This is a genomic window from Methanobrevibacter sp. V14, from assembly GCF_963082475.1.
Classification (GTDB): Archaea; Methanobacteriota; Methanobacteria; order Methanobacteriales; family Methanobacteriaceae; genus Methanocatella.
The window spans coordinates 25902-51022 of the sequence record NZ_CAUJAM010000003.1; the positions used below are offsets into that span (position 1 = coordinate 25902).

Here is a 25121-nt window from a genome sequence, read left to right on the forward strand (position 1 = left end):
AGATGGTGACAATATTAAATGAAAGCTATGACTATTCAATGGGAAAATTAATAAATCTTTAAGTATTTCTGCCTATAATGATGATGTTGTTAATATAAAGAATAAATATTCATCCGTATTCAATGTTGTAAATAAAGTTTATATTAAATTTTTAAATTTTAGGATTTCAGAACTGCTGTAGAATCATATTCATATTCAAATATAACAATTAAAAATTGTTGTTTGAAAATAGCAGTTACATGTGTCTTAATTTAGTAAGGTACTACAACTATAAAGGATTCTGATTTAGAAACAATATAGGTGCTCAAGGTAGTGCAATCAACTTTCAAAACAATGACTATAAAAAAAGATCTTATCTGCATATAAATAACACAATTTTTGATTCAAATAGTGGTCAAAACTTAGGTGGGGTTATTTTCATTTCTGTTTCAGATATGTATCTTTATAATAATACTTTTATTAACAACAAAGCTGCCTATACTGGTGGTGTAGTCCACAACATTGCATCTAAAATTTTTGATAAACGTTCTAAATATATTAATAATGGTGCACATTATTCTGGCGGTGCTATTTATATTAGAGGAGATAGAGATTTAGGTTCTTATTATGGGGATCATGTAGAATTTATAAATAATTCTGCTCCATATAAGAATGGGGATTCTGAAGATTATGGAACTTCTGGAGGAGCTTTCACTGCATTACATGGTGGAGAAATAGTTTTAAATAATTCCGTTCTTAAAGGAAATAGGGCAATGCTAAGAGGAGGAGCAATTTGGTCAGAACAAAGAGTTACTATTATAAATACTATTATAACAAATAACTCTGCTTATAATGAAACCGGTTTAACAATGGGTGGAGGTTTATATTGTCCTCTTTTAGAAGTAAAAATAATAAATTCCACAATTTCAAATAATCATGCAAAAAAATATCCGGATATTTTTAATGAAATAACTTTTCCTTCAGTAAATATTGTAGAAAGTATTAATAATACTGCTGGTAAGAAGATTAGTATAAAAAATTTAACTAATCCAGTAAGTTATTGTTTACAACCAGGAATTCTAAATATTGCTTCAAATCCTATAGTTGAGACTGGTACAAATAAATTAATTGGTTCTGGAGGTTATTTCCTTGGCAAAACAATTGGAGAATTATTGAAAATCTTTATAGTTCAAAATTATCAGAGAGTTCTTGATGGGAAAATTAGTAAAGATTTATTCAAAGGGGTATTGCAGTATATAACAAGTGGATGTGCATTAGTACCTTCTCCATTTAATGAATCTTATTCATCTCATAACTTGATTAAACAAACTTTAGATGAATATGAAAGAGGAGTTAGATATCCTGATGCAAATGCAACAGGTCCGGTTAATTTGTTAACAAAAAAACATTTAATATTTAACTTTTATCAGTTTGCAAATGATGTCCATCAAGATTTGATAGTGTTTACATATAATGAGTCAAATATAACTGATGAACCGCCGATTAATGTAACTAAAAAAGCAAATACTACTGCTCCTAAACTTAATACAACAGTATCTTATACTATAACAGTAAAAAACAACAACAAAACATCAATGGTTGTTGATGTATTAGTTGTTGATACTTTAGGTGAAGGATTAGTTTTTAAAGGTGCTTCTCATAATGGATTATATAACAATACAACAAACACAATAACTTGGAATGTTAATATTCCTGCAGATGGTGAATTTAAACTTTTTGTTAATGCAACAGTAGAAAAATTAGGCATAATTAACAATACTGTTAGAGTTTTTAATAAAACTGCTAATGTTACTGTTAATGTTACCGTTCCAGAGGAACCTCCGGTAAAACCTCCAGAGGAACCTCCGGTTAAACCCCCAGTAAAACCTCCAGTAAAACCTCCAGTTAAACCTCCAGTTAAACCTCCAGAGAAACCTAATGTTGAAAACAATAAGACTATTAAAAAAGAGTTTTCAAGGAATCTAAAAAAGACAGGTAATCCAATATTCTTATTTGTATTATCAGTCCTTATTTCAATTCATTTAATAAGAAGAAAAAAATAACCTAGTTTTTATTTTTGTGTAAATACATTACACAAAAATCCTTTTTTTTTAAGGAAAACGGACTGTCAAAGTTAGTTGATAGAATCTTTTCTTTGATTTTTTCATTTATTTTAAATCCTTTTATTCAATGTTTTTCAATAACATTGGGATATCTTATGAAACTATTCGTAAATCATTAATATTATTTTAATTCAAATTTAATCTGTCTGTCAGTCTTGTCATGATTTTCAATAGTGTTCGTATGGATCATGTATGATTTTATAGCTATGTTCTATTTGATTTAGTCAACATATGCCTATCGCAGAATTAATTGAGTATTATGAACTATTTTTCAAATTATTTGATCAACAAAGCTATGAAAAAGCCATATACTATATTAACTTATTAAAACAAGAAATAAATAATTTTCCAGAACCTTTAAAAAATTACATAAATGACAATTTTTTGCCAAATTATAATAAATTCTTAAATTTCCTTAAAAAAGAAAATTACCAAAAATTAGAACGAACAAACAACCAATTAGAAAATTACAATGGAAATAAATTACTAAAATCAGAAAAAAGAAAATTCAGAACATTAAATGGCTTATTTAATCAAATACTCCACAGAATAAAAAATTGGATAAAAAATCAACTAACTACTTGACAGTCCTATATATAAAATGTCAAAAATATATAAATACTATTAATTATAATTTATATTTGATGATTGAATAAGGTAAATGTGATATCGTGAAATCTTTTGAATTTTTATCTATTAAAAGAGAAGAAAAACCAAGAAATTGTGGTTTAACCATGGTTTTAGACAAAGGATTAGGCTTAGAAACTGCAAGAAGCCTTATGGAAATATCTGGAGAATATGTTGACTATTTAAAATTTGGATGGGGCACATCTATTGTACATGAACAAGATATTATCAAAGCAAAAGTTGAAATGTACAAATCATTTGATATTACTCCTTATACTGGAGGAACATTATTTGAACTAGCTTACTTAAAGGATAAACTAGAAGAGTTTTTTGCAGAAGCCCATAATTTAGGTTTTCCAGCAATTGAAATTTCAGACGGTTCAATGTCTATTGATTTAGAAAGTAAATTGGATTGTATTAAAATGGCAAAAAAAGAGGGGTTTGAAGTTTTATCTGAAGTAGGTAAAAAAGACCCTATTTTAGATAATGAATTGTCTATGGAAGACCGAGTTACTTGTATGCAAAAGGAATTGGATGCAGGTTCATCACTTATCATTGTAGAAGCAAGAGAAGGCGGGAAAAATATTGGAATATTTGATAAGACAGGCAATCCAAAAGAAGATGAGATAGATTATATCGTTGATAATGTTGAGTCTAATAAAATCCTTTGGGAAGCACCAAATAAAGACCAGCAAGTATTTTTCATTAAAAAACTAGGAAATATCGTTAATTTAGGTAATGTTTCCACTAATGACATTACATCTCTTGAAACCTTGAGGAGAGGTTTAAGAGGAGATACATTTGGTGAAATTTAATATTATTTTTTTACTTAAAATTAAGTATGGATTGAAACAATAAAATGTGGAAATTATAGTTTCATTCAAAAAACCTAAAAGAAGGCAGTATAATTGGAAATTAAAACTATTAGTCAAATCAATGAAAAAATTGATAAGGGCGAAGCTAATATATATACGGCAGAAGAATTTAAAAAACTTATAAAAAAAGGAGATGTTCCCTGTTTTGAGGAAGTGGATGTTGTAACTTGTGGAACTTGTGGTGTAATGAGTGGTACTGCAGCCATTCTTAATTTTATAGTGTCAGAACCAGGCAAATTCATAAGAGCGCGTGAAGTTTATTTAAATGGCATACCTGCATATGCAGGGCCATGTCCAAATGAATGGCTAGGTTCAATTGATGCAATTCTGCATGGAACTACACATTCAATTGACGATAAGAATTATGGGGGAGGATTCCTTTTAAAAGAGTTATTGGAAGGTAAATCGGTAGATGCAAGAGTCGAAAGTGTAGATAATGTAAGTGTTGAAAACACAATCACTATTGATGATATTGTAAGGGGTCAACTTATTGGAACTCGTATGGCATTTAAAAACTACACTGCATTTACAAATCCAAGTAATGAAGCGGTATCTTCCATATTTTCTGCAACACCTCTTGAAGGTAACCTATCAGGCTTAACATTTTCAGGTTGCGGTGATTTGAACCCTCTTCAAAATGATATTCCTCATAATGCTATAAAAGAAGGTGCAAAAGTATTGTTAAATGGAAGTGAAGGTTATATTTTAGGTGACGGTACACGTTCTAGTCCTGAAAAACCAAACTTAATGTTAACTGCTAATTATAAAGAAATGGATCCTTATTATATTGGAGGATTTAAAACAGGTGAAGGTGGAGAAATATACAATACTGTAGCTATACCTATTCCTGTATTGACAGAGGAAATTTATAATAATCTATTGATCACTGATGAAGAGGTTAGCCTACCTGTGGCCGACATTAAAGGACGTCACTTGCCACTATCTGAAACCAATTATCATGAAATGTGGGGAGGGTATGATTTAAGACCAAGATTCAATGATTCTGACTGCAACAAATGTCAGACTTGTCTTGTTGAAGATGTATGTCCAACTAATGCATTTAAAAATCGCAAATTCAATATTGCCCAATGCTTTGGTTGTGGAATGTGCGCAAACTTCTGTCGCCACAATGCATTTAATATGAATACTGGGGATGTTGATCTGGAAATAGATGATATTAGTGTCAATATTCCAATTATTTGTAGGCAATCTGACAGATTAAGGGCAAATAAACTATCCTTAAAACTGAAACAATTAATTGAGAAAAAAGAGTTTAGTTTGTAGGTGGTTATTCATGTCAACACAAAAAATAACTGACTCCCCAATCGATTTTGCTGAAAAAATCATTGAAGATGTTAAAAACTCAAAAGAGGAGGGTGTTCTTAAATGTGTTCAATGTGGAATGTGCACATCAACTTGTCCTGCTGCAAGACACTCTGATTATAACCCGAGAGACATTATAGAAAGAGTTCTTGAGGGTGATGAAACAATCATAAGTGACGATAATATATGGAATTGCTTTTACTGTTATACATGCCACAGCGTATGTCCTGTTGGAAACAGTGTATGTGAAGTAAATCAAATTTTAAAACAAATAGCTGTTGAAAATGAAGTTGGATATGATAAATTATATGAATATATGGGATTTGCAGATTCATATTTCACAGCAGCAATAGGAGCGATTCCTGAAAGGTTTTTCCCAGACATTGACCGTGATGTTCCGGGATGGTGGGATTTCAGACAACATTTAAATGAAATCAGAGATGAATTGAACTTAGACCCACCTTTAATGCCGCCTAAAGAAGTAATTGATGAAGTAAGTACAATTTTAACAATAACCGGTTTTAAGAAAAAAATTGAAAAGATAAGAGCAACAGAGGAGGAAGATAAATGAAAGACGTTCCGGTTAACAATATTCTTCTTTTTAGAAGTTGTCTTGTAAGCGTAGAATATCCCGGTATTGAAGCATCAACTAAATTCGTATTTGATAAACTTGGCATTGACTATGCAATTTCAGAAAAACAAACTTGCTGCACAGGTCTTGGTCATTATTCAGATGTATTTAATCAAATTGACACATCAGCTATCGGAGCTCGGAATTTTAAAATAGCCTGTGAACTTGGAAGGCCAAATCTTGTTATGATGTGTGCAACATGCTATGCTATAAATAAAAAATCGGTTAAATTATTAAATAAGAAAGAGGATTTAAGAAATCACATTAATCAATTATTTGATGATAATGGTTTTTTTCATCTTAGATATGAAAAAGATGACTTAAAACCAACAGAAAACATATTTCATGTAGTGGATGTCTTATATGCTAAAAAAAATGAAATAAAAAATCATATAAAATATGATTTAAGCGATTATAAAATAGCAACTCACCATGGTTGTCATTACTGTAAGGTACATTATGAGGATACAATTGGTGGAGTTAGGGATCCAAATATCATGGATGAATTGGTTGAGTGTTGTGGATGTAAAACCATTGGATGGTATGACCACAAACGTGCAACATGTGGAACAGGTTTCAGGCAAAGGTATTCAAACCCAGATTTATCTTTTACAGCTACTGCAGATAAGATGAATGCAATAGATGATGAGGATGTTGATATATTAGTTCATTTATGTCCAAATTGCCATATACAATTTGACAGATATCAACATTTAATATCTAAAATGGAGGGAAAAAACTTCAAAGCAATTCATTTAAATATTGCTCAGTTTATTGCATTGGCTATGGGTGGAGACTTTGATAAAGTTATAGGTGTTAAGGCACACACAGTACCTATAGACTCGATTATTGAAGAGTTAAAGGAGGTTAGTAAATGAGGGATGATTTAAAAATTGGCGTGTTTTTATGTGAGTGTGGAGGAAATATTTCAGATATCGTAGATTTGGATAAAGTTAGAGAGGCAATTGATGTTAGTTTTATTGGACAATTTGAAAATTTATGTTCCCTAAATGGTCGTAAAATCATAAGGGATGCAATATTTGACCATAATCTTGACCGTGTTGTAGTTGCAGCATGCTCACCGATAAGTCATGAAAAAACATTCCAGGATTATGTAAAGCCTTTAAATCCGTATTTTATGGATATGGCTAATATTCGTGAGCAATGCTCATGGGTACATGATGATAATGAAAAAGCAACAGATAAAGCAATTAGTTTAATCAATGCTTCTATCGAAAAAGTAAAACAGTCCGATGCTGTAGATCCGATTTATTGCCAAACTCCAAAGGAAGTAGCAGTAATTGGTGGCGGAATAGCTGGAATGAATGCGGCACTATCTATTGCAAAACAGGGAACAAAAGTTACATTAATTGAACAATCTCCTTCAATTGGTGGACATATGGCTAAAATAGGTAAAGTATTCTCTCCAGTTAAAATTGCGGAAGAATGTGGAATGTGTCTTTTAAATCCAATATTGAATGAACTTGTCTGGAATGAAAATATTGAAGTACTGACCAATACGAAGGTTATTGAAGCGGATAGGCGTGCAGGTACTTATAATTTGATATTGGAAAAATCTCCGAGATATGTTGATACAGAAAAATGTATTTCATGCGGTAAATGTGCAGAAGTATGTGAAGTTGAAGTTCCAAATGACTGGAATGATAATTTATCTATGAGAAAGGCAATATACCGGCCATTTGGACAGTCTTATCCAGAAGCATATGTAATAGATATGGATAACTGCACAAAATGCAGTAATTGTGTTAAAGTATGTAATATGAAAGCTATTAAGCTTAGAGGAAAATCAGAAAGAATACCTCTTCAAGTTGGTTCAATAATAGTTTCAACAGGTCATAAATTATTTGATATGGATAAAAGGCCGGAATATGGATATGGTAGATATGATGATGTTATAACGCAATCTGAATTAGGTCGTATTACTGGTGTAAATGGCCCAACAAAAGGTAAACTCTTAAAAGCCAATGATGAAGTCCCAAAACGTGTTGTCATGATACAATGTGTAGGGTCTCGTGATGAAAAACCGGATGGGCATAGGTATTGTTCTAAAATATGCTGTACAGTTGCCTTAAAAAATGCAAATATTATTAAACATAAATATCCAGATACTGATGTTTTAATTTGCTATACTGATGTTAGAACTCCAGGAATGTTTGAAAAATACTATAAGCACACTCAGGAAAATGAAGTAAGGTTCTTACGCGGACGTCCAGGTGAGGTTGTTAAGAAAGGAGACAACTACATTGTAAGAACTGAAGATACTTTAAAAGGCGAATTTATAGAAATTGAAGCAGATATGGTAGTATTATCTACTGCTATGGAACCTTCAGAGGGGACTGAAGAGATTGCTGAAATTTTAAATATTGGAACAACAGAAGATGGTTTCATTAAAGAATCACATCCAAAAATAAAACCGGTAGCTACTGATGTTCAAGGAGTATTTGTCTGTGGAACCGCTCATGAGCCAAAAGACATTACAGATTCGATTATGCAGGCAACAGCCGCAGCATCAAAAGTTGGGGAATACAACTATGGCGGTGTTGAAATTGAACCGTTTATTGCAGAAATTGATACGGAACGCTGCATTGTTTGTGGAGAATGTATCCAACGTTGCAAGTATAAATCAATGAGCATTCAAAATGATGAGATTTATATTGATCCAATGAGTTGTACAGGTTGCGGAAAATGCCTTGTTGGATGCGCTCAAAGAGCTATTACAGTAAATGGTAATATTGATGAGAAGATCATGGCAACAATTAAAGGCATACTTGCAAATAAGAAAGCGGGTCAACGTATGATACTTGTTTTCTTAGATAACATTGGTTACACAGCTGCTGATAATATTGGGGTTAATAGGTTATCGTATCCGGAGTCTATTCATATTATTAAAGTCATCTCTGTAAATCGTGTAAGGCCAAAGCATATACATTATGCACTTGACAATGGTGCTGATGGAGTGTTTATTGGTGAGTTTCCAGGAGATTTAATGTATGATGAAGTTGAACGCAAGATTCAAGGGGTTAAAGATAGAATCGAAGAGTTAGGTGAGGATTCTGAAAGATTAACATTTTCAAAGGTATATATACCATACTTTTCAGGTCTTGCTCGCAAATTCAATGAGTTTGATGCAAAGATTGCTGAATTAGATGCATCTAAATAGGTGTAAATGTTTTAAATGGGTTTTGGATTATAGTTTACTTTTTGGCTTTTTCAAATGTTTTTTATATACAATTTATTTTATTTTGATAATTAAATAGGGTGCTAGATTTTTGAGTTGTAAATAACCTTCAGTTTGATATTATTTTTCTTATTTTCGTATATTTTTTTACTCAAATTTGTAGCCCACGATTTATAATTTTGTTATATTAAAAAACGGCATCAATTAATAATTAATTTTAAATATAATGAGCAACAAATATTTTATTAGTGAATTAACATGTTGCCTGGATTAAATTATACTAAAAGATGCCGTAAATTTAGATTGTTGGACAAAGTATTTATAAATATCGATGATAAAAAGAACAGACACATATTTAGTGAAAATGGAATAAAAAACATTAAAATGATGATTACATGTATAAAAATCGTTTTTTTAAGTAAATTCTATAATTATCCAGTTTCTAGAGTAATATATGAGATTAACATTGATAAAAAACTAAAAAGGTTCTTAAAAATTGAGAATGAAGTGCCGAGTGAAGCACAGGTTTATGAATACTTGAGTCGTTATTCTCCTAATCAATACAATAATATTAGCAACAGCTTTTTCAAATTGTTCCTTAAGCTAAATAAGAATCGTAAAAGTGATTGGATTGTTGATGCAACTCCAGTAGCTTGTGATATTAATATTCTAAAGAAATACGTGAGTCCCGAACATCTTGAAAAATTAGATTTAGATATGGGTTTTTCAACCACTAAAGGCTATTATATAGGATTTAAAGTCACTTTAGTCTTAGAAAAAGATTCATTATGCCCCATTTCTGTAATTATCCATTCTGGTGCGAAAAATGATAGTAAAATTTTTGATGAAGTTTTAGAAGAATTGAGTAGAAGGCGTTTACTCAAAAAAAGACAAGTAATTCTTTTTGATAAAGGGTATTACTCCATGGAAAACTATATTAACGCGATTAACAAGTATAACGTTGTTGCAGTCATATTTCCTCGCATTTACTTCACTATTGAAAAATTAGATGCGCGAATGTCCACATCATTGGATATATTTTACGATGAAAATACTTTAGAAGAGAATAAAGACTTATTCCTCGAGTTAACAACAATATTATATGAAAAACTAGAAAATTGGAAGAAATTAAAACCAATAAGGGGCTTAATTGAAGATTTCTTCAAAGTATGCAAAGATGCATTTGGATTAGGTGAATTCCACGCATATACTCAGAGTTCCATGAGAAGAAACATCTATCTATGCATATTATTATCAACACTAGTCATACAACAAGGCTTCGACACAAAAACAAAACTACAACAATTGGCTGAAGGCAGAATAGATCTTGAACCAATTAAATCAAGAAAATCTAAAAAATCTAAGGAAAATAATAAAACAAATGAAAATCAACAAGTGGGCGAAAAAACTGACGAACAAACAACACTCCTAACTAAAAAAGAAGTCCAATCCGAACTAGATTTATTTACATAAATCTAGCACCCTATAAAAAAGAATATCTAAAAAAATTAGAAAATAGGCCTCCTCATGTAAAACAAATGTTTAGTGAAGGGGAGAGAATTTATAAAGATTTTGAAACGGCTTATGAAAACATCTCTTCAAGACCAATTTATGATACAGAAGACTATGTTGTTTTTAAACCGTTAGAAGACCTTGAAGATGGTGAAATTCCAAATTCTGTAATTTTTACAGTTGATGCATTTGAATTAATGTTACTTTTGCAACTTGATGGTTCTCATAGGTCTAAAAGTAACTATGTCTGTGTTCCACAATCTTCAGCCTGTCAAAGTATTGGTTGTTTTGTTTTTGAGCAAGAGGAGCAGGATGATCCTCATATGGTTTTAGAACCAGTTGACCTTTCAGTTAGAAGTCATATGAAACATTTTATTCCAAATGATTATGTTACATTAGCTATGCCTTGGAAGTTATTCTTAAAATTAGAAGAAATTAGTAAAAATAGCATTTTTCAATCATCATTATTACCTATATGAATAAATTGAAAATAGCTAAATGATTTCAACACTTACAAATCCTCCAATTATTTGCATACCATTGTTTTTAATAATTTCTCTAACTTTGTCTTTTACAAGTAGCGGATTTGATTTATCCAAATTCATAGTTTTGGAAGTGATATCCTTAATTTTCGCTTCACTTTTGCCTATGGCAATCATTTTGTTTTGGGCCACTAGGCTGGGTAGCGATAAAGACATATCCAATAGATCCGACAGGTATGCACCACTAGTTGTTGGCATCCTTTCCTACCTTATTGGCTTTTTAATTTGTTTAATATTCAGCTTGGATAGATTTTTAACCTGCCTACTTTTATGTTATTCAATAAATACTGGTGTTGTACTTGCAATTACTCTCAAATGGAAAATTAGTGTCCATACAACTGGTTTATCAGGTCCGGTTGCTGCATTAATTTTACTTTTAGGCAATATTGGCGCATTATTTGGCATAATATATCCTATACTGATTTGGTCAAGAGTGCTTCTCAAAAAGCATACTTTAGCTCAAGCCATCAGCGGCGGCGTTCAGGGATTCTTTTTAACAGTTTTGGAGATGCATTTATTTATGAATGTCTTGAATTTGCCTATCCCAAACATGATTGGATTATATGATTCGATTTTATACATATCTGCCATCATATTAACCCCTATTTTACTGGGTCTATTAAGCTATATTAAACTAAATCATCCTCAAAAAACATTTATAGCTGTTGAAATTATATTATTGGCACTGTTTTTAATGTTTATGCCACTGGATGTATCTGTAATATTTATTATTCTTAGCATTACATCTATTTTAGTCAGTTTTTATGGAGGTGACGATTTTATTTGGTATAAAGTATTGTCCAATCAACCATTTAATACTTTATAATTTAAAATAAAGTCTTTATCTAACCGGTAGTAATCAATCAACTTTAATTTTACTGACTCATCCATGGTATTAAATCCCTCACCGTCGAAAAATGTTTTAGCATTAACCCCTCCAACCACCATTGGCGCTACACAAATGCTAATCTCATCAATCAGACCTGCCTTTATCATTGAAAAGTTAAGAGTCGAACCTCCTTCCAGCATTAACTTATCAATTCCCTCTTCATGAAGGTAAATCATTAGCATTTTCAGGTCAACTTGCACATCACCTGAAAAAAAGAATTTAACTCCCTTGCTTTTCAATATTTCGTATTTGTCAGATGCTTTAAATTCGTCCTTATATTCGTTGGCCATTGCAATTATGGTTTTAGCATCTCCATTAGTTATTCTCGCATCAGCTGGTGTTCTGCATTTGCTGTCAACTACAATGCGTACAGGATTGTCTGAAGGTTTTGCATCGATTTTATGAATTGTCAATCTTGGATCATCTGCAAGTACAGTTCCAATACCAACCATTATCCCGTCACAGTCTTTTCTTAATTCATGAACCCTTTCAAGGTCTTTAGCACCTGAAATATTTGAACTTCCAGATAAGGTGGCTATTTTACCATCCAATGTCATAGCTGCATTTAATATTACATAAGGCCTCACTATTATCACCTATATATGATAAAACATTTCCTTAATATGTAAAAAATTCATCAATGTCTGATTTTCAAGCATTCCCGGCATGATTAATGCAATAACAATACCTAAAACACCAAAGAATAATCCAATTCCCCAAATTATTTTAACTGCATCCTTCTCAGCAATCGGTCTTCTTAAAACTAACCTAATCAATGACTTAAAACCACTTTTAGGCCTTACAAGTTTACCCTCATCATTTAATTGCGTTGGCTTTTGTTGTTGTCTGTTCATTACTCCCGCCGAGTAGAACTTTAAAGCCGCATCAATAATATTCGGCATCATTATTATGAAAGCTATTAACTTGACCCTACCAATAAAAGCAACACATATAATAGCTGCACCGATTATTAACGTACCTGTATCTCCTGGGAAAATCTTTGCAGGATATCTATTATAGTATAAAAATGCAATCAAGGCACCTAACATGCTCATTGAGATGATTGTAACATCGTATTTGCCTAAAATTATACAAGCAATTGTAAGTGATGTCATGGAAATAATCCCAAGACCGGATTCAATACCGTTTAGCCCTGCCAACATGTTTGTTAAATTAGAACCGACAGATAATGCAATTGGAATTGTAATAAGATACAATAATCCTACATTAGGAGGAGCTACCCAAATTAAAGGCAGGCCTGCTAAAAACAATAAGAAAAATTTTTCTTTTGAGGATAGTGCAAGTAAATCATCTGCAATACCTATTATTCCAACAAGCAATATGACAACGAGCACTATAACCAACTTAAATGTTAAAATATCATGCATATATATTCCGGAAAATATTCCAATTATAAATCCGAATAATATGCCAAATCCACCCATTTCAGCAACAACAGGCTTCCATGATTTATGAATATCTTTTCCAACAATATCGGCATCTTCAAGTTTTCGTATAATTCTTGGCATTGTTAATTTTGTAACCGCAAAAGATAATAAGCCGCAGATTATAGCTATTCCATATAATGGAAGTTGTGGTAAAATCATCATAGTTTATTATATAGTTGTCATTATTAAAAAAAGTAGTTATTTTTTATTTAAAATATAATAAACACTTCTAGGAGGAATATTTAATTTGTCAGAAATCTCTCTAGCAGACAGGCCATCTTTTTTAAGCTGTTTAATTTCATCATGGTCATATTTACGTTTGCGATTGTTAAAGCTAGCATTGGCCTTTCTAAGCAAGTAATAAACACGATTAAGGGATATATCTAGTTTTTGAGATATTTGTTTTGGATTTAATCCTTCATCTGATAATTTTTTTATGTAAAATTCGATATCATTACTTCTAGACTTTGCACCCCATTGATATTCTGTTTTAACGTTAATATCTAACTGGTTCAGTGCATCAATATATGTCTTAGAGGTTCTTTTATAAACACTGGGAGAACAGGTGATTTCCTCTAAGTTAGGGTGTTTGTCAATCAACTCAACAATCATAGAGGAAGATAGTGCTTTGGTAATATGAATTGTGGTAATATCTTCATCATTCATATTTTCACTTTTTAATTAAATCCAGGAATTTCTTAGATTTGTCGCTTTTCGGATTTTTAATTTGATCGATATGCTTAAGTTCCTTTTTAATTCTTGATTCATTAATGTTGAATGCATTACTAATGTCTTCAAGCTCAATATTTGAGTTTAGGTTGATTAAAGCAGCACCCAATGCTACATGGTTAACTTTAATATTTGAATTGCGCATTTCTTTTTCGAATTTGAATTTCTCATATAACAGCAAATCCATTTCAGATATAGGAATTATTTTAATATCCGTGAATGAGTTTAATATCTCTATTACCTTTTTATATGTTGTTTGGAATACTTTTCTTTGTTCCCTATCCAATTCAACCCTTATATATGGAAATGGTCCTAGATTAATTTTACGGGAATTGTTGGATGTTGTAAGGTAATATCTGAACATATCCCATATTATTAATGTTGCTGAAATGTTTTTAAAAGTGCTTTTGTATATGCTTTCCCTTACTTTCAAATCACGCTTTAAAGATCTTGCCATATTTCCGAATCTGTCAATATAGTTAAGGTTTCTGAATTTGTTTTCAATTTCGGATTTTCTCCATGATTCTATTGCATCTAAATCATATTTATCTATGAAATCAGGTGTTTGATTTTCAAATTCCTCAATGATTTCATCATATTTATTTATTCTTTTAAAATCCGTTAATCTACGTTTTAAGATATCCTCTTTAATGTTGGAGATAATTTCCTGAGAATAACCAACATATGCAAGTGCAAGAGCTGTACGTGCATGCTTATCATCAATAATCGCCGGTTTTGTTCTATGGAATCTCAATGCTTCGATTCTCACATCTCCACCATACCTACGTCTTACCTCCTCTTCGTAATTATGGATGTATTCAGATTCCAAGGTAACATTTTTCCTAATTAAGCGATTATTATCGTCTCTGAACCTAATAACAAGAGATATAGTTTTAACTAATCCTTTACGTTCCTGTTTTAGAATGTTCAATACCTGTTTAAAAGAATCGCGTGAGTTATTTGATAATTCACTTAGAAGAACCATGTAATTACCAGATAACGGAAGGTATGGGATTATTTCAAGGCGATAGGTTAATTCTTTGTTTACTTTAAAAGTGAAGGCTTTACTTTTACAACTACATTCACCATGATTCTGTTTATATTCACTGATTGAATATTTTTTATAACATGAATTGCATTTCACAGACCCGAATTGTTCCAGGTTTCCCAATGCAATTTTATGCGAATCAATAGCTGATTTAACTCGGTCTAGAATGTTTTTCTTAGCATTTGCTTTCATTCTAAATATTTGATTGTGCCGGCTGTTTTCCCTTATTTCATCAGCTGCAACTTCAGCTACTGTTTTTGTTCCATATTTATTTAAAGATGTAAAAGGTGTGGTGTATCCCTGTACATCCATATCATCTTTTAGTTTTGATAAATAGTTTAATCTGTTATCTAGTTTAAAGTAAAGGTCTTTGAAAACATCGAATTCCTCAATATTTTCCAAGCTAATGCAATCATTTGCTATCTCTTTCAAATAGCTTTCAGCTTTATTAACTAGTGCAGATTCTGGCATTTTAATCTATTTATTGAATTCTTTCACCAATTTTTCCATTAACGTCAGGAGCGAGTAATGCACCGGATTCACCAGTAGCTAAAACCATACCTTCAGATAATGTCCCAAATAGTTTAGCTGGTTGTAAGTTAGCAACAACACACACTTTCCTCTCAACCAATTCATCAGGGGAGTAGAATTTAGCAAGACCTGCAACAATTTGTCTTGTTTTTTCTTCTCCGATGTCCACTTTTAATTTTAATAGTTTGTCTGATTTTTCTATTTTTTCAGCTTCTTTAATTTGTCCGATTTTAATTACTACTTCATCAAATTGATCTATTGTTATTAAATCACTCATATTTTCATCTTCTGCACTTAAGTTTTCTTTTAATTTAGCTTTTTGAGCTTCAATTTCTTTATCTTCAATTTTTTTAAATAATGGTTTAGCTTTATTTATCTCATGACCAACCGGAAGTGCTATTTTAGCATCATCCCATACATCAAGAGAATCGATATTCATGATTTCAGCTATTTTATCGGCTTTTGTTGGTATGAAGGGTTTTAGCATGTAAGCTAAGGTTTTTGCTAATTGATTAGATAAGTATAAACAGTTTGCTGCTTTCTGTACATCTTCCTTAACAGCCTTCCATGGTTCCTGGTCATTGAAATATTTATTTCCCTTTTTGGCTACCTTGAATATTTCAAGCAACGCATCTCTAAATTCATAATTTGCTATGTATTCACCAGCCTTATTAGGTAGCTCTTCAATAGCCATTCTGAATGATTCATCTTCCTCTGTTGGATTTTTATATTCTGGAATCCTATTGTCAAATGATTTTTTAGTGAATACAAATGTACGGTGCAGGAAGTTTCCTATTACATCTGCAAGTTCGTCATTGTTTCTTCTTTGGAAGTCGTCCCATGAGAAATCTGAATCCTTGTTTAAGGGAGCGTTCATGGTTAAGTAATATCTTAATAAGTCCGGATCATAGTCTTTTACAAAGTCGCTGATCCATATTACCCAGTTTTTACTTGTAGACATCTTTTCTCCTTCAAGTGATAGAAATTCACCGGCATATATCATGTCAGGCAATTTGCATCCATATGCTTTTAAAAGTCCCGGCCAAAAGATTGAATGGTGGTAAATAATATCCTTTCCAATGAAATGGACCACATAATCATTCCAGTATTCTTCCCATTTCCTGCCAGATTGCTTTGACCATTGTGATGCTGACGAGATGTAACCTAAGAATGCTTCAATCCAAACATATAATACTTTGCCTTTAGCTTCATCTAATGGGACAGGTATTCCCCAATCCATATCACGGGTTAGAATCCAGTCATTTAACCCATCATTTAACCAGTTAGTAGCGTAATTTTTAACGTTTGCAGGCAAATTTTCATTTGAAGAAATATACTCCTTCAAGTCATCTTCAAATTCAGACAGCTTAAAGGCATATTGGAATGTGTCCTTGATAATTGGAGTTGTGCCGCAGGTAATGCAATGTGGTTCATCAAGTTCTGTAGGTTCAAGAGCCTTTCCACATTTCTCGCAATGGTCCCCCCTTGCTTCTGACCCGCATTCTGGACATGACCCCTCCACATACCTGTCAGGCAAGAATTTATTGCATACAGGACAGTATAGTTGTTGGATATCCTCCCTATAAATTAATCCCTCATCATATAATGATTTGAAGAAGTTTTTAGCAATTTCATAGTGAGATTCGTCAGTCGTTCTTGTAAAGCTATCTAATGAAATATTCATTGATTCCACATCACGAACAATCATGTCATGATATCTTTTTGATATTTCAATCGGTTTTTTATTTTCTTTATCCGCTTTTACAGCAATTGGAGTTCCATGTTCGTCTGTAGCACAAACCATTAACACGTCATTTCCAATCATTCTATTATACCTTGCATAAATATCAGCCGGAAGATAAGTGGAACGGATATGACCTAAATGACATGGTCCGTTTGCATAAGGAAGTGCACATGAAATAAATATTTTTGACATTAATCAGTCCCCTCAATTATTTTAAACATAGTATAATTATGTTACTTATATATAATAAAGATTTATTTTTAGAGGCAATTTTTTCGCCAATTAAAATAATTTAAAAAAATCAATATTGAATTTGAAAATAGGTTATCTATTTAAAATATAAAATAAAAAATAATGAACATGGCAGAAGTTTCATATATTAATCCACTTTCCGATGAAGGAAGAGAAATTATACGTGAATATGGAGATTTAAATCAAATATTTGAGGTAGATGAATCTTTAATAGAAATCTGCACTCACACACTAAATCAAAAAATATCAGATGACAATTTAATTCCTAAATCATACTTTGATTTATGTATGAAACGTATGCAATGGGCAATAGAGAAAAAGAACAACAACAACTTTGTTCAAGCTGAATTTGAATACCTGTCAAATGAAGAATTATTCGCCAAAGACGCAGTGGCCTTTCATATACTATGTCAGGCAATTGCAATACAATTTAACTTAGGCTCACGAGAGACCAGACTATTTATTGAATCTCAAGGAACACTGATTCTAGAAAGATTATCTAAAATATCTCCAATTTCAAGAGCAGAAATCATTGATGAAGTGCTTGATGAGGTGAAGGTGGATGGTGCAATAAACTGGAAATCCCTAAGAGACATTGTAGCTTCCAAAAAAATCAAAATGACCGATCTTTTAATTGATGAAGGAAACATTATTCTTCAACAGGACGACTTCCTATATCGTTTTGGGGATGAATTTATCGACAGGAGCCCTGAGCGAATGTATAATATATTAATAGGCGACAGCGTCAAAGAACAAATCATATCAAGATTAATAATGCAAAAAACCGAAGAATATATTGGACGCATTAAAGAAATGTCAGCAAGAATTGAAATTCACCCAGCCATCATTAAAATCAGTGAAGAGTTAAAAGAATTCATACCAACAGAGATTAGCAAATATAATCAATACTATACAGGTAGTGGTGGAATTTACGGTTCTGTCGAAGCAGGTAAATTAAATCCAGATGCTTTCCCACCATGCATTAAAGCAACAGTTGAAGGTGTATCTTCCGGTGGACGTAACGATGCAATCGTACTTCTTTTAACATCCTTTGCATCATATGCAAGATTATATCCAAGAATATTTGCTTCAGATGAAACCGTGAAAGTATCAGACATAGATCCTGACCTTACAATTACAGAAAATGAAATCCTTCCATTAATCTTTGATGCGGCAGATAACTGTACACCTCCTTTATTTGATGACCAGCCTCAAGAAAAAATAAATATCATCTCAAAATTAGGTTTTGGAATGCATGAAACAGTTGATATTAACCATGAAGGTGAAACTAAATGGTATACTCCAATGAGCTGTGAGAAAATAAAAATACATTTACCCCACCTATGTCATCCAGACAAATCATGTAAAGGAATCAATAACCCTCTTTCATGTTATGGGCGTAAAAAATTCCAGCTGGACAAACAATCCCCTAAAGACTAGACTGGCTAAACTCAAATGGATTGTGGTTTTCATAAATGGCATCATAATACTTGTTTAAAATCTTAGATTCCCACATATTATAATTGGATTGTTCCATTTTTTCAAAATTATATGCTAAAAGGCCAATTTGGCGTTCATATTCATCAATGCCTTTTACTTCACAAAATTCTGTGATAATATCTGGAATATGCTCACAAGGATCTTCGCTGCTAAACTCTAGAAATTCCTCATATTCCCTTTTAGAGAAAAATTCCTCTTCATTGATTGGATTTTCATGAGAGCTAATGGTATATAATTCAATATAAATCTCATCGCCTAATGAAAGATCATTAAAATCAATGCCTAATCCATAAACCTGACCATTTTCAAGATTTAATATTGTATGGCCAGTTTTAATGCCGCCCATCCAATTATCAAATGCAGGTTTAACAATATCTTCTGGTGTAAGACCTGACAATATTGTTTTTAAATGTTCGATTCCAATAACTTCAACTATTTCTTCCATATGATAATATTCCTTTTAATAGATATTAAAATTATTGAATTTAAAATAATGTTGCTATTCCTGCAAATATTAAAGCAATAAATGGAAATAGGATCAATTTCATGATTTGCTGTTTTTATTAAATCCATATTGCTTAAAACTTTTACAATCTCTGGTTTCAGGAAAATAATGCTGATAAAAATGTGTTTTGGTTAATAAAAACCAATTCAGGAATATTATATCAAATATTTTATAAGCCCATAGCATGACTAAAAACCTTATGAAAATCTGCAGAATTTCCAGTTATGATTGATTCCATCAATAAATGCATATAATATAGAAAAAATAATAATGAGAACTGAAAGGATAGCTAAAATCCAACCAATTAAATGAGCCCCTCTAAATCGTTCATTATGTGGGACTATTGCATCTTGGATATCTTGAGGAGCTGATGTGAAAAGTCTTTTGTTCTGGATAAAATCCACTCCAGACACTATCATTAAAACAACTGCAAACATTATAATTATTGATAAAGTAATTGTTAAAAACATGAATACACCTATAATTTTACCTCAATGTAACTTATATTTTAGGTAATATAAAAACATTACAATACACAAAATCGCACTTACCCAATAAATAAATACTTTAAAAATATAATTATAATCATGTTTTCTAAAGCTACAATAAAAGAGCGAAGACAATACTATCGTGAAGAATGGGATCCTAAAGATTTGCCTGACTTCATTTCAAATGATATCAGAAAAAGAGAGTTTGGTTTCGACCACAACGGCAGAGGACCAAATGACAGATATAAAGTTTTTAAAGGAAGTGAATCATTAAGGAAATTCTTAAGGTATAAAGCACCATTTGCAGCTTATATTTCAGTAGCTTTTTATAATAACCCTCGCCGTCGTGAAGATTGGTTAAAGGCGGAATATGTTTTCGATGTAGATGCAAAAGACATACCGATTAGATCATGTCAATGTAATGGAGTATGCGAAATTTGTCTTGGGGAAGCTTTAGAAATAGTAAATACATTAATTGATACTTTAGAATCTGATTTAGGATTGAAAAACATTCATTTAATATACTCCGGAAGAGGATACCATATAAGAATTCTTGATGAAGAAATGATGCTTGCAAATAGTGAACTTAGATCTGAAGTTTTAAAATACGCTGCAGGTGCTGAAGTTCCAAAATCACAGTTTATGAACTCAGAAGTATCTCCTCAGGGATTTAATTTTGAGCATTTCACAATACCTATAGGTTATTCAAAGATATTTACCGATAAAGTTAAATTTAATATCCTCCATTTAGTAGGTAATGAAAAAATAGATGGAATAAATCCTAAATTAATGAAAGACATAATATCTTCAAGACACCACTTGAAAAACAATAATTGGGGTTTATTTAAAAGAGATATCGGACCTAGAAGATATAAAAACCTTGTTGAATCTATGGCAAGAGTTAATCTTGCAACAATTGATGCAAAAGTATCAATTGACCTTAAAAGAATTTTGAGATTGCCTTCATCGCTACACTCCAAAGTAAGCATGAAATGTATGGAAGTTAAAAATAGAGAAAGCTTTGATCCTTTTGATAAGGCAGTGCCTGAGTTTGTATATGAGAGAAAAGGTGTATAATATGGAAAATGTTTTAAGAGAGATATTGAGAAAAAATCCTTACTTTGAAGAAATAGATGAAAACAGATTCGTACCTGAGTATTTGGGTTTAATTGTTAATGGAGTGGTAGTTTATCATGTTAATTGGATTGATATTGTAGAAAAAGAAATAATATTCATGCATAAGGATATTCAGACCCATCCGATTGTTTCACTTGTTTTAGAAAACTTAAACTCATTGATGATTATAACAAGTGATGGGATAAAGGAAGTATTATAATCTAATCAGTTTGGAAACATATGTCTTTTATTTTTTGTGAAATTACATCAGGCGCATCATCTGCTGAAACAACATTCCAATTATATGTAAATTTACGTGATCTTTCCCTATTTTCACGTAAGGAATCAATATTTTCAAACATTTCAAGCTCTTCCTGACGTGTATCAATACGCCTAAGTGATTCTTCCGGCGTAATGTCTAAAAAGAACATGCAATCAGAAGTTGGAAGAATAAAAGCAACAATTTTATAAACAAGTGAATTTATACCATTTGGAAGATACATAACCGCCAATATATATCTAGAAAAGATTAAAACATCACAATTTTTTTTATAATAATAGATATGAACAGATCTGATTGCATCAAGACCAAAATAAACCGTTGCTTTAATTTTATTGATTTTGCCTTGTTTTTGAAGTGCAAGTTTTGATTTGCGACCAAACTTATTATCACAACATGGATGGGATCTAACAACAACACTTTTTCCATGTTTTTTATAAGCTTCAGCCAATAAATTAACTTGTGTATCTTTTCCAGACCCATCTAACCCATCGATAACAATAAACTTCTTCAATTTAAGCACCTATAATGTAGGCATTTCTATGCCTTTATTAATTGGATAAAATTCAGTATACTTGGAGTTTCTCTCAACCGGATTTCTTCCAAGATCTCTAACCATGCCCTCTAATGTTTCAATTGATGCTTCAACACCATCAGGAGCACCGGAGGCTTCAGACAATTCGTCCCCTCCAAGAGTTCCGCCTAAATCATTAGTGCCTGCTGTGAGAGCCACATGTGCAAATCTAAAACCCATCTTAACCCAGGAAACTTGGATATTTGGGATTAAATCTCTAAGCATTAATCTGGAAACTGCATATAATTTCAAATCTTCAATTCCACTAGCTCCAAGATTTGACTGGCCTTCTAAAAAGATTGGAGAATACTCATGCATAAATGTCATTGGAATAAACTCAGTAAAACCATGAGTTTCTTCTTGTAATCTGCGAATGATATCAATATGTTCTACTCTTTCTTTTAAAGTCTCCACATGTCCATACATAATTGTTGCTGAACCTGGAATTCCAACCTCATGAGCAATTTTTACAATGTCAATCCATTCTTGTACATTAACCTTTTCTGGACAGATTATTTCTCTTGAACGGTCAGTTAATATCTCAGCAGCAGTTCCGGGCAATGTATCAAGACCAGCATCACATAATCTTTCACAACCTTCTGCAATATCTATTCCCGATACAGTACATGCATCATTAATCATTGTTGGTGAAAATCCATGAATCATTACATTCGGATACTCCCCTTTCAACAATCTAAGTAGATGCTCATAATACTCAATATCCGCATCTGGAAGAACACCACCCATCAAACAAAATTCATGAGCTCCTTTTTCAACCGCTCCCTGAGCTTTTGTCAAAATTTGCTCATCATTTAATATATATGCCTCTGGATCACCTGCATCTTTTCCAAATGCGCAAAAACCACATCTAACAGTGCAGATGTTAGTAAAGTTAATATTGCAGTTATTGATGAATGTTACATCATCACCAGCAATTTCATGGCGTAAATAATCCGCAGTTGCAAGTAAAGGATATAAATCAGTTCCTTTTATATTCATTAAATGATTTGCTTCTTCAACTGTAATGGCTTCATCTAAAGATTTTGTTAAAATCTTTTCCGTTTTACTAGATATCGGAAGTTTGCTAAACATGATTGTATATTAGGGTTAAATAAATAAAAACTTTACTATGTTTGAATAGTTTTTTATAGTATTTAAGATAAATTACTATATAAAATTTAAAAAGTGATATGAAATGGATAGTAGTGAAGCTATTTATAATGGTCTTAAAGATGCAGGAATCGATTTTATTGTTAGTGTTCCCTGTGTAAACTTATCAAAATTATTAAATATGATTGATGATGACCCTGAAATTACCCACATTCCAGTTACACGTGAGGAGGAAGGAATTGGAATATGTGCTGGAGCTTATCTCGGTGGCAAACATACAGCTATTTTAATGCAAAACTCCGGATTTGGCAATTCAATAAATGCACTTAAATCATTAATGGAGTTATATGAATTTCCATTACTGATGATAATGAGCCATCGTGGAACTGAAGGTGAAAATATAGTTGGTCAAGTTCCTATGGGTGAATCAACTTCAAGAATACTTGAAGCAATGAATTTTAATTTCTTCACACCAGTCACTCCTGAAGCCGCTTATAATGACGTTAGATTATCTTGGGAATTTTCTGAAGAAGAAGGAAAACCCGTCAGCATATTATTAGAGATCAAATATTGGTGATACTATGGCAAGATATGAAGCTATTAAAGATATTATGGAAAATATCGATGAAGAATTGGTCATTTGTAATATTGGATTTCCATCAAGGGAGTTATATGAAATAGATGACCGATCTAAAAACTTTTATATGATTGGTTCAATGGGTCTTGCCTCATCAATTGGACTTGGACTGGCATTAGCTCATCCTTATGATGATATTGTTGTTATTGATGGTGATGGGTCTCTTTTAATGAATATGGGCTCACTTGTAACTGTATTTGCAAATAATCCTTCTAATCTAACCTGGATTGTTATTGACAATGGAGCATATGGATCTACTGGCAATCAAGACACATATGCACAAGTAGTTGACCTTGTTGATATTGCAAGAGGCGTTGGATTTAAAAATAGTCATTATTATGAGGATATCGATTTAAAAGAATTTATCAAAAGTGAAGATGCAAGTTTTATTGTATATAGAACTGAAGAAGGAAATTCTAAAGCACCGATAATTGATATAGACCCGATTACAATTAAAGAAAGATTTATGAAATCCATATGAATGTTAATTTTAAAAAAATAAAGAAGTTATGTTTTAAAAATAATTAAAACGTTAACTTAAATTTCCACTTCAAAAGCACAATAATCATCGCCCATGGAATAACATTTAATTTCAGTAACAGAAGCTTCATGATTGAAATATTTAGAAAACAATGTTTCAAACATTCCAACTTCCAAATAACATTCGGGTTTTCCAGTTTTAGGTAAATTATAACATTCAAAACAATCATAACAGACAATTTGAATATTATCATTAAGTTCAAATTGAAGCAAACCTAGATTATTGTCTTTCCAATATTGGATGATATTTGATTGAAATCTATTGAAATCTTTATCATAGAGAGTTTCAAATAAATATACCCCCATATGATTTCCAATTGAAGTTAGAATATATTCCATTTCAATACCAAATTCTTGAAGAATTGATTTGAATGAATGAACTAGCATTAATGTATATTCCACATCACCATTTTCAATAAAGTCTTCAATTAACAATTTGGTTTGGTTCTCTTTAACATGAACATGTCTATTTGCATTTACATTGCCAATGATATCTGCACATAAATAAAAAATTTTTTTACGATTATCTGACGGATCCATTTTATATTTTACAATGCCCTCTTCTCTTAAGCTTTTAAGATGCATTGAAATTGTTGGTTTCGATTTTGAAGTATTTTTTACAATCTCTTCGAAACTTAACTCATTATTATTTAATAATCGTATAATTTCGTATTTTGTAGGACTTCTAATCAGACTAATGTCTAAAGAGCCGTCATCTTTTTCCTTATTTTTATTACCCATCCACAATTGTATGGATTCATCTCTTATCATATTATTCCCCAATAACAAATTTATAATATAATTTATTAGAATTATACAAATAATTATATTAAAAAATTAGGATGATAAAATAATATTTCTAATGTTTTCAATGAATTAAGCCACCATTATGTAAACTTAATTATACAATATTTAATAC

At 31.6% G+C, this 25121-nt stretch carries 26 protein-coding genes; 15 read left to right on the top strand and 11 right to left on the bottom strand.

What is annotated here, in order from left to right; genetic code table 11:
- Positions 1 to 434 precede the first annotated feature (434 nt).
- From Q9968_RS01520 to Q9968_RS01560, 9 genes are all read left to right on the top strand, one after another.
- The gene (locus tag Q9968_RS01520) at positions 435 to 2042 is read left to right on the top strand and encodes a hypothetical protein (protein WP_305512781.1); all 1608 of its coding nucleotides are present in this window, start codon (positions 435 to 437) and stop codon (positions 2040 to 2042) included.
- A gap of 291 nt (positions 2043 to 2333) precedes the next feature.
- On the top strand, positions 2334 to 2687 hold the full coding sequence (locus tag Q9968_RS01525; protein WP_305512783.1) for a hypothetical protein: 354 nt from the start codon (positions 2334 to 2336) through the stop codon (positions 2685 to 2687).
- An 86-nt stretch (positions 2688 to 2773) separates the two neighbouring features.
- A complete protein-coding gene (gene comA / locus Q9968_RS01530; RefSeq protein WP_305512784.1) occupies positions 2774 to 3544 on the top strand; it encodes a phosphosulfolactate synthase in 771 nt (256 codons plus the stop codon).
- Between the two features lie 93 nt (positions 3545 to 3637).
- Positions 3638 to 4888: a methanogenesis marker 16 metalloprotein gene (locus tag Q9968_RS01535; RefSeq protein ID WP_305512786.1), complete on the top strand. Its 1251-nt coding sequence runs from the start codon at positions 3638 to 3640 to the stop codon at positions 4886 to 4888.
- 10 nt (positions 4889 to 4898) lie between these two features.
- Complete coding sequence (gene hdrC, locus Q9968_RS01540; protein ID WP_305512787.1) at positions 4899 to 5498, top strand: ferredoxin:CoB-CoM heterodisulfide reductase subunit HdrC; 600 nt, start codon at positions 4899 to 4901, stop codon at positions 5496 to 5498.
- Complete coding sequence (hdrB, locus tag Q9968_RS01545) at positions 5495 to 6436, top strand: ferredoxin:CoB-CoM heterodisulfide reductase subunit HdrB (protein ID WP_305512788.1); 942 nt, start codon at positions 5495 to 5497, stop codon at positions 6434 to 6436. The genes hdrC and hdrB overlap by 4 nt, the downstream gene beginning before the upstream one ends.
- On the top strand, positions 6433 to 8739 hold the full coding sequence (gene hdrA, locus Q9968_RS01550) for a ferredoxin:CoB-CoM heterodisulfide reductase subunit HdrA (protein WP_305512790.1): 2307 nt from the start codon (positions 6433 to 6435) through the stop codon (positions 8737 to 8739). The genes hdrB and hdrA overlap by 4 nt, the downstream gene beginning before the upstream one ends.
- A gap of 276 nt (positions 8740 to 9015) precedes the next feature.
- A complete protein-coding gene (locus Q9968_RS01555) occupies positions 9016 to 10230 on the top strand; it encodes a transposase (RefSeq protein WP_305512792.1) in 1215 nt (404 codons plus the stop codon).
- A gap of 65 nt (positions 10231 to 10295) precedes the next feature.
- On the top strand, positions 10296 to 10748 hold the full coding sequence (locus Q9968_RS01560) for a DUF169 domain-containing protein (protein WP_305512795.1): 453 nt from the start codon (positions 10296 to 10298) through the stop codon (positions 10746 to 10748).
- Between the two features lie 15 nt (positions 10749 to 10763).
- On the opposite strand, the gene Q9968_RS01565 is transcribed toward Q9968_RS01560, so the two are convergent.
- Complete coding sequence (locus Q9968_RS01565) at positions 10764 to 11009, bottom strand: hypothetical protein (RefSeq protein ID WP_305512797.1); 246 nt, start codon at positions 11007 to 11009, stop codon at positions 10764 to 10766.
- A gap of 43 nt (positions 11010 to 11052) precedes the next feature.
- Between Q9968_RS01565 and Q9968_RS01570 the strand changes: the two genes are divergently transcribed.
- On the top strand, positions 11053 to 11637 hold the full coding sequence (locus tag Q9968_RS01570) for a hypothetical protein (protein ID WP_305512799.1): 585 nt from the start codon (positions 11053 to 11055) through the stop codon (positions 11635 to 11637).
- Here the strand turns inward: Q9968_RS01570 and Q9968_RS01575 are convergent.
- From Q9968_RS01575 to metG, 5 genes are read right to left on the bottom strand one after another with little or no spacing between them, the layout of a single operon-like run.
- Positions 11616 to 12287 carry a 2,5-diamino-6-(ribosylamino)-4(3H)-pyrimidinone 5'-phosphate reductase gene (locus Q9968_RS01575; RefSeq protein ID WP_305512801.1) on the bottom strand — a complete coding sequence of 224 codons (672 nt, stop codon included), beginning with the start codon at positions 12285 to 12287 and terminating at the stop codon, positions 11616 to 11618. The two genes, Q9968_RS01570 and Q9968_RS01575, sit on opposite strands and share 22 nt — an antisense overlap.
- Positions 12288 to 12296: 9 nt before the next feature.
- On the bottom strand, positions 12297 to 13310 hold the full coding sequence (locus Q9968_RS01580) for a glycosyltransferase 4 family protein (protein WP_305512803.1): 1014 nt from the start codon (positions 13308 to 13310) through the stop codon (positions 12297 to 12299).
- A 36-nt stretch (positions 13311 to 13346) separates the two neighbouring features.
- Positions 13347 to 13814 carry a hypothetical protein gene (locus Q9968_RS01585; RefSeq protein ID WP_305512805.1) on the bottom strand — a complete coding sequence of 156 codons (468 nt, stop codon included), beginning with the start codon at positions 13812 to 13814 and terminating at the stop codon, positions 13347 to 13349.
- A gap of 4 nt (positions 13815 to 13818) precedes the next feature.
- On the bottom strand, positions 13819 to 15396 hold the full coding sequence (locus tag Q9968_RS01590) for a DUF530 domain-containing protein (protein WP_305512807.1): 1578 nt from the start codon (positions 15394 to 15396) through the stop codon (positions 13819 to 13821).
- 10 nt (positions 15397 to 15406) lie between these two features.
- Complete coding sequence (metG, locus tag Q9968_RS01595; RefSeq protein WP_305512809.1) at positions 15407 to 17392, bottom strand: methionine--tRNA ligase; 1986 nt, start codon at positions 17390 to 17392, stop codon at positions 15407 to 15409.
- Between the two features lie 168 nt (positions 17393 to 17560).
- On the opposite strand from metG, the gene priL reads away from it, so the two are divergent.
- Entirely contained in the window at positions 17561 to 18892 is a 1332-nt protein-coding gene (gene priL / locus Q9968_RS01600; protein WP_342765937.1) for a DNA primase large subunit PriL, read from the top strand.
- On the opposite strand, the gene Q9968_RS01605 is transcribed toward priL, so the two are convergent.
- Positions 18882 to 19397 carry a hypothetical protein gene (locus Q9968_RS01605; RefSeq protein ID WP_305512813.1) on the bottom strand — a complete coding sequence of 172 codons (516 nt, stop codon included), beginning with the start codon at positions 19395 to 19397 and terminating at the stop codon, positions 18882 to 18884. The genes priL and Q9968_RS01605 overlap by 11 nt on opposite strands.
- 257 nt (positions 19398 to 19654) lie before the next feature.
- Positions 19655 to 19927 (bottom strand): hypothetical protein, encoded by a 273-nt coding sequence (locus Q9968_RS01610; RefSeq protein WP_305512815.1) that lies wholly within the window; start codon positions 19925 to 19927, stop codon positions 19655 to 19657.
- Positions 19928 to 20044: 117 nt separating this feature from the next.
- On the opposite strand from Q9968_RS01610, the gene priS reads away from it, so the two are divergent.
- Together priS and Q9968_RS01620 are read left to right on the top strand one after the other, a co-directional pair.
- The gene (gene priS, locus Q9968_RS01615; protein WP_305512817.1) at positions 20045 to 21022 is read left to right on the top strand and encodes a DNA primase catalytic subunit PriS; all 978 of its coding nucleotides are present in this window, start codon (positions 20045 to 20047) and stop codon (positions 21020 to 21022) included.
- Position 21023: 1 nt separating this feature from the next.
- Entirely contained in the window at positions 21024 to 21281 is a 258-nt protein-coding gene (locus Q9968_RS01620) for a hypothetical protein (RefSeq protein WP_305512818.1), read from the top strand.
- A gap of 1 nt (position 21282) precedes the next feature.
- Here Q9968_RS01620 and Q9968_RS01625 read toward each other — a convergent pair whose 3' ends face one another.
- Positions 21283 to 21855, bottom strand: a complete 573-nt coding sequence (locus Q9968_RS01625; protein ID WP_305512820.1) for a thymidylate kinase — start codon at positions 21853 to 21855, stop codon at positions 21283 to 21285.
- A gap of 9 nt (positions 21856 to 21864) precedes the next feature.
- On the bottom strand, positions 21865 to 23007 hold the full coding sequence (gene cofH, locus Q9968_RS01630; RefSeq protein WP_305512822.1) for a 5-amino-6-(D-ribitylamino)uracil--L-tyrosine 4-hydroxyphenyl transferase CofH: 1143 nt from the start codon (positions 23005 to 23007) through the stop codon (positions 21865 to 21867).
- A gap of 103 nt (positions 23008 to 23110) precedes the next feature.
- On the opposite strand from cofH, the gene comD reads away from it, so the two are divergent.
- Both comD and comE read left to right on the top strand, forming a co-directional pair.
- Positions 23111 to 23602, top strand: a complete 492-nt coding sequence (gene comD, locus Q9968_RS01635) for a sulfopyruvate decarboxylase subunit alpha (RefSeq protein WP_305512824.1) — start codon at positions 23111 to 23113, stop codon at positions 23600 to 23602.
- Positions 23603 to 23606: 4 nt separating this feature from the next.
- Positions 23607 to 24143 (top strand): sulfopyruvate decarboxylase subunit beta, encoded by a 537-nt coding sequence (gene comE / locus Q9968_RS01640; protein ID WP_305512826.1) that lies wholly within the window; start codon positions 23607 to 23609, stop codon positions 24141 to 24143.
- 56 nt (positions 24144 to 24199) lie between these two features.
- Here comE and Q9968_RS01645 read toward each other — a convergent pair whose 3' ends face one another.
- Positions 24200 to 24973 carry a V4R domain-containing protein gene (locus Q9968_RS01645; protein ID WP_305512829.1) on the bottom strand — a complete coding sequence of 258 codons (774 nt, stop codon included), beginning with the start codon at positions 24971 to 24973 and terminating at the stop codon, positions 24200 to 24202.
- Positions 24974 to 25121: the final 148 nt, after the last annotated feature.

What these genes read in the sequence shown, in the direction of transcription:
- metG (WP_305512809.1), bottom strand. Translation starts at nt 17,392, where the DNA reads ATGTCAAAAATATTTATTTCATGTGCACTTCCTTATGCAAACGGACCA.
- Q9968_RS01605 (WP_305512813.1), bottom strand. Translation starts at nt 19,397, where the DNA reads ATGGAAGAAATAGTTGAAGTTATTGGAATCGAACATTTAAAAACAATA.
- cofH (WP_305512822.1), bottom strand. Translation starts at nt 23,007, where the DNA reads ATGTTTAGCAAACTTCCGATATCTAGTAAAACGGAAAAGATTTTAACA.
- hdrC (WP_305512787.1), top strand. Translation starts at nt 4,899, where the DNA reads ATGTCAACACAAAAAATAACTGACTCCCCAATCGATTTTGCTGAAAAA.
- Q9968_RS01610 (WP_305512815.1), bottom strand. Translation starts at nt 19,927, where the DNA reads ATGTTTTTAACAATTACTTTATCAATAATTATAATGTTTGCAGTTGTT.
- Q9968_RS01520 (WP_305512781.1), top strand. Translation starts at nt 435, where the DNA reads ATGTATCTTTATAATAATACTTTTATTAACAACAAAGCTGCCTATACT.
- Q9968_RS01525 (WP_305512783.1), top strand. Translation starts at nt 2,334, where the DNA reads ATGCCTATCGCAGAATTAATTGAGTATTATGAACTATTTTTCAAATTA.
- Q9968_RS01585 (WP_305512805.1), bottom strand. Translation starts at nt 13,814, where the DNA reads ATGAATGATGAAGATATTACCACAATTCATATTACCAAAGCACTATCT.
- comE (WP_305512826.1), top strand. Translation starts at nt 23,607, where the DNA reads ATGGCAAGATATGAAGCTATTAAAGATATTATGGAAAATATCGATGAA.
- Q9968_RS01580 (WP_305512803.1), bottom strand. Translation starts at nt 13,310, where the DNA reads ATGATGATTTTACCACAACTTCCATTATATGGAATAGCTATAATCTGC.
- Q9968_RS01565 (WP_305512797.1), bottom strand. Translation starts at nt 11,009, where the DNA reads ATGCCAACAACTAGTGGTGCATACCTGTCGGATCTATTGGATATGTCT.
- priL (WP_342765937.1), top strand. Translation starts at nt 17,561, where the DNA reads ATGGCAGAAGTTTCATATATTAATCCACTTTCCGATGAAGGAAGAGAA.
- Q9968_RS01560 (WP_305512795.1), top strand. Translation starts at nt 10,296, where the DNA reads ATGTTTAGTGAAGGGGAGAGAATTTATAAAGATTTTGAAACGGCTTAT.
- Q9968_RS01555 (WP_305512792.1), top strand. Translation starts at nt 9,016, where the DNA reads ATGTTGCCTGGATTAAATTATACTAAAAGATGCCGTAAATTTAGATTG.
- Q9968_RS01590 (WP_305512807.1), bottom strand. Translation starts at nt 15,396, where the DNA reads ATGCCAGAATCTGCACTAGTTAATAAAGCTGAAAGCTATTTGAAAGAG.
- hdrA (WP_305512790.1), top strand. Translation starts at nt 6,433, where the DNA reads ATGAGGGATGATTTAAAAATTGGCGTGTTTTTATGTGAGTGTGGAGGA.
- Q9968_RS01645 (WP_305512829.1), bottom strand. Translation starts at nt 24,973, where the DNA reads ATGATAAGAGATGAATCCATACAATTGTGGATGGGTAATAAAAATAAG.
- comD (WP_305512824.1), top strand. Translation starts at nt 23,111, where the DNA reads ATGGATAGTAGTGAAGCTATTTATAATGGTCTTAAAGATGCAGGAATC.
- hdrB (WP_305512788.1), top strand. Translation starts at nt 5,495, where the DNA reads ATGAAAGACGTTCCGGTTAACAATATTCTTCTTTTTAGAAGTTGTCTT.
- Q9968_RS01620 (WP_305512818.1), top strand. Translation starts at nt 21,024, where the DNA reads ATGGAAAATGTTTTAAGAGAGATATTGAGAAAAAATCCTTACTTTGAA.
- priS (WP_305512817.1), top strand. Translation starts at nt 20,045, where the DNA reads ATGTTTTCTAAAGCTACAATAAAAGAGCGAAGACAATACTATCGTGAA.